The sequence below is a fragment of the Oribacterium sp. P9 genome (assembly GCF_046365365.1).
GTDB lineage: Bacteria > Bacillota > Clostridia > Lachnospirales > Lachnospiraceae > Oribacterium.
Map to the genome: position 1 here is coordinate 25,191 of NZ_JBKEIS010000020.1, position 12,120 is coordinate 37,310.

9 protein-coding genes are annotated in these 12,120 nt (G+C 56.5%); 2 read left to right on the plus strand and 7 right to left on the minus strand.

Annotation, left to right across the window (positions count from 1 at the left end; genetic code table 11):
- Window positions 1–175 precede the first annotated feature (175 nt).
- The 4 genes from ACK8P7_RS09845 to ACK8P7_RS09860 form a co-directional block, all read right to left on the minus strand.
- Window positions 176–1,300: a BMP family protein gene (locus ACK8P7_RS09845; RefSeq protein WP_410044039.1), complete on the minus strand. Its 1,125-nt coding sequence runs from the start codon at window positions 1,298–1,300 to the stop codon at window positions 176–178.
- A 259-nt stretch (window positions 1,301–1,559) separates the two neighbouring features.
- Entirely contained in the window at window positions 1,560–2,318 is a 759-nt protein-coding gene (locus tag ACK8P7_RS09850; protein WP_410044040.1) for an alpha/beta hydrolase family protein, read from the minus strand.
- A gap of 60 nt (window positions 2,319–2,378) precedes the next feature.
- Window positions 2,379–3,740, minus strand: coding sequence for an MATE family efflux transporter (locus ACK8P7_RS09855; RefSeq protein ID WP_410044041.1), 1,362 nt, complete (start codon window positions 3,738–3,740; stop codon window positions 2,379–2,381).
- Window positions 3,741–3,952: 212 nt separating this feature from the next.
- Entirely contained in the window at window positions 3,953–4,462 is a 510-nt protein-coding gene (locus ACK8P7_RS09860) for a hypothetical protein (RefSeq protein ID WP_410044042.1), read from the minus strand.
- 463 nt (window positions 4,463–4,925) lie between these two features.
- Between ACK8P7_RS09860 and ACK8P7_RS09865 the strand changes: the two genes are divergently transcribed.
- A complete protein-coding gene (locus ACK8P7_RS09865; protein WP_410044043.1) occupies window positions 4,926–6,755 on the plus strand; it encodes a DUF3298 domain-containing protein in 1,830 nt (609 codons plus the stop codon).
- Between the two features lie 171 nt (window positions 6,756–6,926).
- On the opposite strand, the gene ACK8P7_RS09870 is transcribed toward ACK8P7_RS09865, so the two are convergent.
- The 3 genes from ACK8P7_RS09870 to ACK8P7_RS09880 all read right to left on the minus strand — a co-directional run bounded on the left by ACK8P7_RS09870 (window position 6,927) and on the right by ACK8P7_RS09880 (window position 10,031).
- Window positions 6,927–7,952, minus strand: coding sequence for a Gfo/Idh/MocA family oxidoreductase (locus tag ACK8P7_RS09870; protein WP_410044044.1), 1,026 nt, complete (start codon window positions 7,950–7,952; stop codon window positions 6,927–6,929).
- A 111-nt stretch (window positions 7,953–8,063) separates the two neighbouring features.
- Complete coding sequence (locus ACK8P7_RS09875) at window positions 8,064–8,903, minus strand: MerR family transcriptional regulator (protein ID WP_410044045.1); 840 nt, start codon at window positions 8,901–8,903, stop codon at window positions 8,064–8,066.
- Window positions 8,904–9,101: 198 nt separating this feature from the next.
- On the minus strand, window positions 9,102–10,031 hold the full coding sequence (locus tag ACK8P7_RS09880; protein ID WP_410044046.1) for a LysR family transcriptional regulator: 930 nt from the start codon (window positions 10,029–10,031) through the stop codon (window positions 9,102–9,104).
- A gap of 362 nt (window positions 10,032–10,393) precedes the next feature.
- Here ACK8P7_RS09880 and ACK8P7_RS09885 point away from each other — a divergent pair, with 362 nt between their 5' ends.
- Entirely contained in the window at window positions 10,394–11,818 is a 1,425-nt protein-coding gene (locus tag ACK8P7_RS09885; protein WP_410044047.1) for an aspartate ammonia-lyase, read from the plus strand.
- Window positions 11,819–12,120 lie beyond the last annotated feature (302 nt).

Here is a 12,120-nt window from a genome sequence, read left to right on the forward strand (position 1 = left end):
AGTCGGATTCGGAGTCGGATGTGATTCTGTCATCGCCTCTCAGAAATCGATAATCGTTCGCATTTTTTCTTTATACTTATAATATAATAGATGACGATGAAATTCTATATTTTTTTATAAAAAACCGGGTGGCGCGTGCCACCCGGTTGCGGTTTTCATATAGAACGATCGAGACTTAGTCGAGCTCGTAGATGTCGCCGTACTTAGCTTCGAAATCAGCCTTGTTTGACGGAACAGTGATCTTACCGTCTACGATCTGCTGCTTCACATCCTGAACCTCAGCGAGAATAGCCGGGTCGATGTTGTCTGTGGTCGGAGCGAGATCAACACCTGCGTCTGCAAGGGTGTAGGTCTTTACGCCTGGCTCAACATTACCCTCTACGGTTGCCTTCGCTACATCGTATACAGCGTTATCTACACGCTTCATAGCGGATGTAAGGATGGTCTCCGGAGCGATGGAGGACTGATCGGAGTCAACGCCGATCGCCCAGATGCCGGCTTCCTTACAGCCATCGATGACACCGAGGCCGGTACCACCAGCTGCGTGGAAGATCACGTCTGCGCCCTGTGCAACCATGTTGTTTGCAGCCGTCTTACCAGCAGCGGTATCTGCGAAGGAGTTTGCGTTGTTCTGGAGAACCTTGCAATCCGGGTTTGCATCGACCGCACCGGCAACGTAGCCGTAACCGAACTGGTTCATAAGGTCAGTCGCCATACCGAGAACGATACCTACGGTGTTGGTCTTGGTGGTCTTACCTGCTACATAACCTACGAGGTAGGAAGCCTGTGCCTGCTCGAACATAAGGGAAGTTACGTTAGGAACATCTGCGAGAGAAGCATCATCGACGATGGCGAACTTCATATCCGGGTTCGCTGCGCTCTCATCCTTCAGTGCATCTGCGAGTGCGTAGCCGATGCAGATGATCATGTCGTAATCCTCATCGATATAGGTCTCGATGTTTGGCTTGTAATCAGCGTCGGTGTGGGACTCGAGGTAAGAAGCCTGGAAGCCGAGCTCGTCTGCTGCCTTGGAAAGGCCTGCCCATGCGGACTGGTTGAAGGAACCATCATTTACACCACCGACATCGGTTACGATACCGATCTTCACGTCGGAAGCGTCCTTACCGGTAGCCTCTGCGGCTGCTGTGGTCTCTGCTGCTGCGGCCTCGGTTCCTGCCTCTGCTGCAGCTGTGGTCTCTGCAGATGCTGCTGTGGTCTCTGCTGGCTTGCTGGAACCGCATGCTGCAAGAGAAGCAACCATGGATGCGGCCATAAATGCGGCAATCATTCTCTTTTTCATAAATACTTTCCTCCTATGTATCGGCCATGGATGGCCGAAAAACATTTCTCCCGTAATGGGAAACACAGAAACATTATAAGTGTTTTACCCGCTGTTTACAAGAATGAATACCTGTCATAACCGCCCATATGCCCAAATTTCATAGAATTTTAAGGAAGTCAAGGAGCGGAGGAATAAGCATCCGCTTATTCCGTAGCGATATCTCACCGGGCTGTGCCCGGTGCCCGCAGGGCTGACGCTGGCCATCCTCAGGCCAGTGTCAGGGAGCGAAGAATTCGATGATCTTCTGGATGGCGAGGTCCATGCAGGCTGGGTTGCTGAAGGGGTGATCAGCGTTTTCGACTTCGATGAGTTCGATGACGTTGTCGTCGCTGAACTTCCGGGTGACCTCGATCGGGGCCATCTCATCCTTCGTGCCGTGGATCATGAGGATGGATTCGGCGTAATCCATGAAGTCGCAGCTGCTGATGTCATGGGCCCGGAGATCGTCGAAGAAGTCTTCGGTGAGTTTGATCTTCCGGTCGAAGCCGCGGAGGATCTCCTTGCCCTTCCGGAGCTTATCCCAGTCCTCCTGGGTGACGCCGGCGGCGATGGAGTCGTACATCTTAATCGCCGGGCAGCGGAAGGCGATGCGTTTAAACGGGTTGTCGCCATGCTCCGCGAGGTAGCGGAGGGTGATGTAGGCACCGAAGCTCGAGGAGTAGTTATAGACGTCCTCGGCGTGCATGGTCTCCCGCACGTAACGGGTGACGAGGTCGAGGTAGGTGCAGCACTCGTCGAGGATCAGCTTGTTGCGGGCGTCTTTTCCGTGGCATGGCCAGTCGAAGCAGACGACGCCGTAGCCGTGGTACTTCGTGGTGAGACGCTCGGCGAATTTCTCGATGGCTTTGTTATCCTTGTTGCCACCGAAGCCGTAGGTCGCGACGACGATGTGCGGGAGGTCATGAAGGTCCTTATTATAGTAGAGCTTGCAGCGAATGCTGAAGCCGGATTCGTTGATGTCGAAATACTTTTCCATAGTTCGTGCCTCGAATTTAATTCGTGAAATGGTGTGCAGGAAAGGGCAGACCCCTCTCGATCAGTTCTTCCGGCTCCAGCGGCGGAAGAAGTAGATCGTTTCGAGGATGCAACAGGTGGTCCAGCCGACCGGGTAGCCGAAGCCGACGCTGGCCGGTGTGTTCGCGATGAAGCGGGTCATGAAGAAGAGGTAGGTCTGGCGGACGGCGACGAAGCTCAACAGCATGATGATCATCGGGCCGGTGGAGTCGCCACGGCCGCGGAGGGCACCGGCGAGGACGTGGTTCACGCTGTTAAACAGGAGGAAGAACACGTTCTGGCGCAGGAACAGCGTTCCGTAGAAGATGACATCCGGGTCCGGGGTGAAGAGTCCGACGGCTGGTGGGGCGAAAACCCAGAGGAACACGGCGAGGCCGACGTTCAGCATGAGGGTCATCACCACCGACGCCACGGTGCCTTCATTGGCCCGCTTCACCTTCTGGGCGCCGATGTTCTGCGAGACGAAGGTCGTCGAAGCCATGGCCATGCTCTGGATGAAGAGCATGATGAAGGCGTCGAGCTTATTGTAGCTCGTCCAGCCGGCCATGCAGGCCGAACCGAAGTTGTTGATGTAGGACTGGACGAAAACGTTCGAGAACGCGGTGATGACGGACTGGATACCCGCCGGGAGGCCGACCGCCAGGATCTGCCGGAGCATCTTCGGGTCGATGCGGCAGTCGCGGAGGGTCAGGCGGTAGATGTCGTTCGTGCGCAGGAGCAGAAGCAGCGTGAGTCCCGCCGAGATGAACTGCGAGATGATCGTCGCGAGCGCCACGCCGAAGATGCCGAGGTGGAACTGCAGCACGAACAGGAGGTCGAGGCCAATGTTTATGACGGAGGTCAGTACCAGGAAGTACAGTGGGCGGCGCGTATCACCGACCGCACGTAGGATGCCGGAGCCGATGTTGTAGATGAGGAGGCCGGCGATGCCCGCGAAGTAGGTGCGGAGGTAGGTGCTGGCGTCGGCCATGACGTCGTCCGGAGTCGCCATGAAGTTGAGCATGAACGGTACGCCGAGGATACCGATGATGGTGAAGAGCACGCAGCATACGAAGGTGGTGGCCATGGTGGTCTCGATGGAATCATGCAGTCGCTCCATGTTTTTCGCGCCGAAATAGCGGCCGATGATAACACCGGCACCGATCGAGAAGCCGTTGAAGAAGAACACCGCCATGTTGACGATCATCGTGGTCGCGCCGACCGCCGCGAGGGCCTCGGTACTGACGTAGTTGCCGACGACGATCGAGTCGACGGTGTTGTACAGCATCTGGAAGATGTTGCCGAACATCAGCGGCAGCGCGAAAAGCATGATCTCCTTCGCGATGTTGCCCGTCGTCATGTCACGGGTGGTGGTTTTCTTTTTGATAGCGGTACTCTGCTCCATAAATCTCTCCAGTTCATCTACATAAACATACAGGCCATGCTCCCGACCGTACAGGGCATCCTCTGCGATCACTGCGGGTTATCGCCTGCATGTGTCCGGGATATATATGTTCCAACATAAAAGTATGCATACCTATATCGCTATAGATATGCATACTTCCATTTACAACTTATTTACATTATAGCACGATTCGCCGGGCGTTCCATGCTTTTTTACAGCTCGTCCGAGAGCTTCAGCACATCGTTCTCCGACATACACTCACGAAGCGCGCGGATGCCCGCCACCGGAATCTCGTCGAAGTTCTGTTCCTCTGGGTGAATCGCGTTCTGCTCGCCGATAGCGAACGGAAGCTCGATCACGCCGTTCAGCGGTGTCCGGATGTCGTGGCTCATATTCGACAGGAAGCGGGCCTTCATCTCACCTTCCCGCTTCGCCGCATCCGCCTGGTAGACGAGGTCGAGCTCCCGTCGCTTCACATCACTGATGCTTCGCACCGCACAGAGCACGTGGGTGACACGTCCCGTCTCATCCCGCTTCTTCACGAGGAAGGACAGGCGATGCCAGCTGCCGTCGACCATCTTATACTCGGTGTCGAGGATGTCGTCGTGCGCCATCCGCTCCGGGATGCTCGCAAGGTCCATAAATGTCTTCACTGCCGCACGGTACTCCGGTGCCACCAGTACGTCGCATACCTTCCGAAGCCCTGCCGTCGCCGGAAGCACAGGGTGCTGTATTCAGAGAATCAGGACTTCGTATTTTATGATGGCACCGTCGCCGGACGTGCCGGGGCGCTGTATCTGGTGGTGCCGCGCGGGAATACGGTTCGATTCCCAGTGAACCACCGCGCGCGGCCCGGAAATTTTCATGGACGAGCCGACCGAAATACCGCAGATTCGATACGACTGGACATGCGATGCGTTTTTCGAAAATCGTGTATAGTTTCTCTCCCGCATCCGGTTTCGAGTGAGAAATCCTCAGTATTTCGCACATCTGGACTTAAATCTGATATGATATAAATAGATTTTACAACTGTACGTGAGGGTGCCATGCAGGCACCGGGAGGCTGTGCGCTTCGTGCGCGGGTCTCAACAGAAAAGGGTGCCATGCAGGCACCGGGAGGTCTTCGCTTCCGTGCGCGGACTTCCAACAGAAGAGCGTGCCATACAGGCACCGAGGAGGTGACGGATGAGAAAGAGAGACATTGCCTTCGGGCTGGGGCTTATGATGATGGCTATCTCACTGTCGGCATGTTCAGGATCGAAGAAGAATCCGGCAGCGACGGAAGGTCCGACCGTGGTCGAGGCGACAGAAACAGCGGATGCGACGGGGCAGAATCCGGGCGCAGATGAGGATGCTTCCCAAAAGGGGCCAGGCGCCGTGAATGATGCTTCCGGAAACGGGCAGGATGCAGCGGGCGACACCACAGGAAAACAAGATGGTACCGGCACAGATGCGTCAGGCCAGGGCGACGCGCAGGGCGTGCAGCACATTCCGCTCACGGTGGCAGAGCGCAGTCTGAGCGCCTGCAAACCGGACAGCTATGCGACGATGGCGCAGTACGACTACTTCACGCTCGAGCTGGATGCAGAGACGGCGAAGCAGTATCCGGCGCTCCAGCGTGCCCTCGTGCAGGCGGCGAAGGACGAAACCGCCCGCGCACAGAAGTCGATCGCGGATCTCTCCACGGAGTACCAGGAGCTGACCGCTGAATGGAGCGATTACGAGGGCCATATGAGTGAGAGCGTCAAGCCGCATGTGATGCGCGCGGATTCCAGAATCGTGAGCGTACTCTGTAGCTTCGAGGATTATCATGGCGGCGCGCACGGTTACTACTACAGTTACGGACTGAACTATGATGTGGCGAGTGGCCGGGAGCTGAAGCTCTCCGATGTGGTGTCGAAGAAGGACAAATTCATCGAGCTCGTGCGCGACAAGTTCGAAGAGAAGTACGCAAACGACTCGTATATGCTGACGAACGCGGGCGAGTACCTCGCAACCCTCGGGGATGAGGAGTATGCGAGCACGCCATGGATCATGGATTCCGAAAGCATTACCCTTTTCTTCGCGCCGTACGTCCTCGGCACCTACGCGGACGGTGCGCAGGAAGTCAGCATTTACTTTGACGAGGCACCGGAGCTTTTCGCTGCGAAGTACCTCGACACCTGCGCGGACTACGTCATCCCGCTGCTTCCGGCCCGTTCGTATGAGGCCAATGCAGGCGACGGGAAGCGTGTGGCGATCGACGTGGACTTCGACTACAACGACGAGTACGGAAGCTACGCCCGGGAGTACGTGATCGGCAACACCCGCATCCGCCCGGAGGGCTACAGCTACTCTTCGGACAGCTATATCGTGGTTGCCGGCGGAAAGCACTACCTCTATACCTTCTCGTCTGCTGAAAATGACTATTCGATGCTGGAGGTCGTGGATGTGGATACAAAGAGCCTCGATGAAAGCCGCACCGAAAATGCAGGCCTGGGTGGCGTGGACTATACCTGGGACGAGGGCGACAGCTATGATACGAGCTGCCTCCGTGGACCGGCATTCACCGATCCTTCCGATGTCGTGCTTTCACGTCGTCTCGAAGTCCTCGGGACGACGAACGGCTATCGATCCTGCCATGTCGGTACCGATGGCTATCCGGCTGCGAATGACGAGCTCTACACGATTCTGACCAGCTTCGCCATCCGCGCGAAAAAGGATCTTAAGCTCGACGTCGTCGACGCGAGCGGAAAGAAGACCGGCACGAAGACCGTTCCGGCCGGTACCTACCTCTTCGATATGCGCACCGATGGCGAGAGCTTCGTGGATCTTCAGACGATCGACGCATCGGCCCTCGGAATCAACGATGAAAGCGAGTGGAAGTACTTCCAGATCGCGGATCGGAGTACCGACCACATCAACCTCACGAAGCCGATCTACCGCGTCCACATCGATCACTCCGACGGCTGGCCGTACCACGTGAACGGCGTCGAAGAAGACAGCCTATTCGAAGGCATCATGTACGCAGGATAATATACACACCGGATAATATATACGCCGCGGACGGAGCTCTTTCTCCGGCCGCGGCGTTTTGATTATTCGGAACCTGCCGATATTTCCGCTCCGTGCGCAAAGCAGATCGCCATAAAAAACAACCGGGGAGTATTCCCCGGCTGCGCTGTTATGTAAATCCTGATTACTGCATCAGATATAATACTCCATCGGGTAGGTGAGGTATGCGTTCGGGTCGAACTGGTCGACGGTGACATAACCTGCCGGTGCGTTCAGGAGCTGCGGGAGACGGTTTACGATGGTCGCGCAGGTGTGCTCGACGGTTGCCGGCTTCACTACGTGGAACTCGGTATCCGGCTCGCCGGAGATCTTCCAGTCACACATATCACCGTCGTCCGGTCCGTAAACCTTACCGATGGTCTCCTCCTCTACGATGATGCCCTGCATGGTCTCGATCGTTACGACTGCAGACATACCGATGCACTTTCCCGCCTCGATGGTCTTGCCGAGGGTCTCGGAATAGATGTCGTGGTCGATGATGTACGGTACATGCTTCTGTGTGATCGACTTGATCGTCAGACCAAGCTTGTTACAGATGGCCTCACTCGCGTTCCATGCGTAGGACGGCTCAAATGCTGCCGGATGCGCGATCTGCGCCTCGAACTCTTCCTTCGTAAGATCACAGCCGTGTGCCTTCGCGAGTGCGAGTCCGTACTCGTCGACATTGTAGCTGTATGCGCCCTTGATCTTCGTGATCTTATGCATGCCACCTGCGACCAGACCGACGATATTGATCCAGAAAATATCCTGCATGCCGCTGCCCGCGATGGTGCAGCCGGTCTCCTTCGCCAGCGCATCGAGTCTGTTAATCTGTGCCGCTGCCGTGGTCCACGGATAAATCGCCTCCTCACAGGTGGTGATAACATTGATGCCACGTGCCACGCACTTCTCTACATGATCATAGATATCGTTGATGAAGCTGAACAGCGTCACGATCGCCACATCTGCATCGCACTCATCGAGCACCTTATCGGCGTCGTTCGAGATGAGGATGCCGGTCTTCAGACCGAGCCCCGCGAAATCACCGATATCCATGCCGACCACTGCCGGGTTGACATCGATCGCACCTACGATCTGTGCGCCATGCTCATACAGATAGCGGATGATGTACTTCGCCATCTTACCACAGCCATACTGAACGACCTTAATCTTCTCCATATCTTCCTCCTTTGCAGACCCTGTGGGTCTCATCAAACACGAACTTTTCTGATATCTCCACTATAAGGTCTGCGGTCGGAAGAGAGTCAAGCAGATTATGTTTGTTAATTATCAAACAAAACGTACAGGCACCTGGAGGCGCATGAACATGCTGCGCTTCTCTGAGTCGAAGACGTTGAACTCGGTGATGATCTCGCAGATGTAGTCGCCGTCGAGGATCCAGCCCTGCGCGCGGCAGTGGTCGCGGAGCTTCAGCGCGTATGCGATCTCCTCGTCGAAGGAATCGAGGTAGATGCAGGCGAACATACCGCTGTCGAGGACCTTCACGCCCGGCACGATGTCCCGGTCCTTGTGGTCCACGAAGACGAAGCTCTCCTCCGGGACGAAACGGCCCTCCTCGAAGTTCGCCAGCGTGATTGAGGTGCCGACATTATACGAGTGGACGTGGAGGAAGCCCTTCTTCACGAGCTCCTGTCGAAGCCCCATCAGCTCTTCCTCGAAGGAATCCGCGTCCATCGCATAGAAATTGTGGCGGCACGGGCGCCCATAGGTATAGCGGCGATCAATGTACTCGAGCGACACCGTGCCGTTCGTCGGCGACTTCCGGTACTTCTCGATCGACGCGATCGCGCGCTCCACGGCGGCATGCCGCGACTTCAGCTCCCGCATCTGCTCATGCAGCTGTTCGTTTTTCTTCACCAGCAGCGTCTCGATCAGCGTGATATCCTCCTTCTCGAGGATGTTCTGGATCTCGGACAGACTCATCCCGAGCTCCTTCATATACGCGATCATATCGAGCCGCGCGTTCTGCGTGATGTCGTAGTAGCGGTAGCCCGTCTTCGGGTCCGTCCGCCGCGGCTTCAGCAGATTCATCTCATCGTAGAGCCGAAGCGTCGCCACCGTGATGCCATTCATCTCTGCCATCCGACCGATGCTCACCAGATTATTCATGCGTCACCTCCTGCTTCCGCCAATGTCTCCGGCGTGACCTCATCACGTCGCCTCCGGTTTCGCCCCCGGCGGTCTCCTGAAACTCTGTTCCAGGATGAGAGTTTTCGTCGATATCCACCACCAGCTTACCACGCACTCCGGCGAAATGTAAGCCTGCAGGCATGGTAAGCGCTTTAAAATGAAATCATGCCTACAGCTTCAGATCATCTCCAGGAACGCGGCAAGTGCCCGCGACACGTAGCGGTTCTTCTTATAATAGAAGCTGATCTGGCGGACGGAGTCACGGTTTTCGAGTTTATAGAAGAGGAGGTTTTTCGCCTTCGGGACGTTCTGGATCAGGGAGTCGCCGACGAAGGCGATGCCCATGCCGTAGCAGGCGAGGTTGTACGCGGTGATCTGCTGGTCGAGCTCGAGTCGGATCTTCGGACTGAAGTGGTTCTCCCGGCAGATCGTCATGGCGCGCTCACGTGTGTCGTTCCGCTCATGCAGCAGCAGGAAAGGGTCGTCGCGGAAGACATGCATCGGTACCGGGGTCCGCTCGGCCGCGAGGTGATGTCCGGCCTTTATGTCCGCCGCGGTCAATGCATAAGGCACGACTTCCATGTTCGACGCGAAGTCCACCGGCACCGCCATGAGGAGATGGTCCTCCTGGATCACCTTCCGATCGAAAACGAGCGAATCGAGCTCACTGTTGTCGAGGAGCAGATCGAGGGTGCCCGCCGACAGCTTCTCCGTCAGCTCACTCGTCGAGCCTTCGACGAGGGTGATATGAATCGACGGATAGCTCGCCGTAAAGCGACTGAGGATCGGCGGCAGTACATACGATACGAAGAAATTCGTCCCGCCGATACTGAGCGCGCCATGCCGGAGCTCCGTGAGGTCACGCACATAGCTCTCGAAGCTGTTCTCCGCATCCATGATACGCTCCACCGCACGGATGTACTCCTGCCCAACCTCAGTGAGATGAATCGGGTTCGTGCTCCGGTCGAAAATCGGCGCATCGATCCTCTCCTCCTCCTTTTTCACCGCCGCACTGAGCGACGGCTGACTGATAAAGAGCTTCTGCGCCGCACGGGAAAAGCTCATCTCCTTATAAACCTCATAGATATAGCGCATCGACTGGAACATATATCCTCCACTTCCTGCCTGGCACCACCGTTTGGCGACACGTCCATCATTACGGGTGGGACCATCCTCCACTATCTGCCCGGCACCACCGCGTCCCGGACGGACGACGAACTGTCCGGCAGACGACATTGGCCTGCCCAGGACGATGGCCGGTCTGGGCTGCAGACGCCCTGCAAAGCGCGGCACATTATAGTCTGCAGGCTATAAGGCAGTTCGTCATATAAGTATTTGAAAATAACATAACACGAAGCTATAGTGAAGACAAGAAGATAAGCCGCAGAAGCGGCATGTGATAAGCACCAGAACATCATCGAAGCGGCCGCGGATATGCCACTTCAGCATCATTCAGGGAGGATATACACATGGCAGCTGTAAATTCAAATTTCCGTTCCGAACACGATTCCATCGGCGATCGCACCGTCCCGAAGGACGCGTACTATGGCGTCCAGTCACTTCGTGCTTCCGAGAACTTCCACATCACCGGACTGAAGATGCATCCGGAAATCATCAACTCCATCGTAGAAATCAAGAAGGCCTCCGCCATCACGAACCTCGAGATCGGTCTCCTCGACAAGAAGGTCGCGGACGCTATCGTACAGGCCTGTGACGAGATCGTCGCCGGCGAGTTCCGCGACGCCTTCATCGTCGACCCGATCCAGGGCGGCGCAGGCACGAGCCTCAACATGAACGCGAACGAGGTCATCGCGAACCGTGCGATCGAGATCCTCGGCGGTGAAAAGGGCGACTACTCCCTCGTAAATCCAAACGACCACGTAAACTGCGGTCAGTCCACGAACGACGTCTTCCCATCCGCCGGTAAGATCGCCGTGCTCAAGCTCCTCATCAAGGCACAGATCCAGCTGCAGCGTCTCTATAAGGCGCTCTCTGATAAGGCTGAGGAGTTCGATGATGTCCTGAAGATGGGCCGCACTCAGCTGCAGGACGCGGTCCCGATTCGACTCGGACAGGAGTTCCGGGCCTACAGTGAGGCCGTACGTCGAGATATCGCCCGCCTGGAGCGTGCACAGGACGAGATGCGCTGTCTGAACATGGGCGGCACCGCCGTCGGCACGGGTATCAATGCGGACGAGATGTACCTCCGCCGCATCGTACCGAATCTCTCCATGGTCAGCGGCCTCCAGCTCGTGCAGGCCTTCAACCTCGTGGACGCCACCCAGAACCTCGACGGTTTCGTGGCCGTCTCCGGTGCCGTCAAGACCTGCGCCGTCAACCTCTCGAAGATGTGTAACGACCTGCGTCTCATGTCCTCCGGTCCGCGCTGCGGCTTCAACGAGATCAACCTTCCGGCGAAGCAGAACGGCTCCTCGATCATGCCGGGCAAGGTGAATCCGGTCATCCCGGAGGTCGTGAATCAGGTGGCCTTCAACATCATGGGCAACGACTTCACCATCACCATGGCAGCCGAGGGCGGTCAGCTCGAGCTCAATGCCTTCGAGCCGATCATCTTCTGGAACCTCACCCATGAAGTGGAGTTCCTTACGTACGCGGTGAACACCCTGACCGACAACTGTATCGTCGGCATCACCGCAAACCGCGAGCGCTGCCAGAGCTACGTCGACCACTCCGTCGGCATCATCACCGCCCTGACCCCGCACATCGGCTACGAGCACGCCGCCGACATCGCGAAGGAAGCGATCCGCACCGGTGCCTCCGTGAAGGACCTCATCCTCCAGAAGGGCATCCTCACCCAGGAGAACATCGACAAGATCCTCGACACCCACGCCATGACCAGCCCAGGCATCTCCGCGAAGGAGCTGCTGGAGTAATCCATGAACTATACGATGCCGAGCATAGCATAAACGCGCGGTACCCGCCCATGTCCAGTGCGATGCGCAGTCATCTTTCTGGCGGACGGCTCAGCCGAATCCCCGCCGTAAATCTCACAGCATATACGAATCCCCCTGTTCACAACCGAACAGGGGGATTTTATGCCGCGGAAATTAATGGGGTCTGACCCCATTAATTTTTTCTAAACAAAATCTAAACTGAAGTTTATGGGGTCAGACCCCAATGTCGTCAACCCAACGTCAACTTAAGATTGGTTGCTAGAAGGATGATATCACAAAGG

Bases quoted from the DNA above. Each gene is read 5' to 3' on its own strand.
- ACK8P7_RS09845 (WP_410044039.1), bottom strand. From the start codon at position 1,300: ATGAAAAAGAGAATGATTGCCGCATTTATGGCCGCATCCATGGTTGCT.
- ACK8P7_RS09850 (WP_410044040.1), bottom strand. From the start codon at position 2,318: ATGGAAAAGTATTTCGACATCAACGAATCCGGCTTCAGCATTCGCTGC.
- ACK8P7_RS09855 (WP_410044041.1), bottom strand. From the start codon at position 3,740: ATGGAGCAGAGTACCGCTATCAAAAAGAAAACCACCACCCGTGACATG.
- ACK8P7_RS09865 (WP_410044043.1), top strand. From the start codon at position 4,926: ATGAGAAAGAGAGACATTGCCTTCGGGCTGGGGCTTATGATGATGGCT.
- ACK8P7_RS09870 (WP_410044044.1), bottom strand. From the start codon at position 7,952: ATGGAGAAGATTAAGGTCGTTCAGTATGGCTGTGGTAAGATGGCGAAG.
- ACK8P7_RS09875 (WP_410044045.1), bottom strand. From the start codon at position 8,903: ATGAATAATCTGGTGAGCATCGGTCGGATGGCAGAGATGAATGGCATC.
- ACK8P7_RS09880 (WP_410044046.1), bottom strand. From the start codon at position 10,031: ATGTTCCAGTCGATGCGCTATATCTATGAGGTTTATAAGGAGATGAGC.
- ACK8P7_RS09885 (WP_410044047.1), top strand. From the start codon at position 10,394: ATGGCAGCTGTAAATTCAAATTTCCGTTCCGAACACGATTCCATCGGC.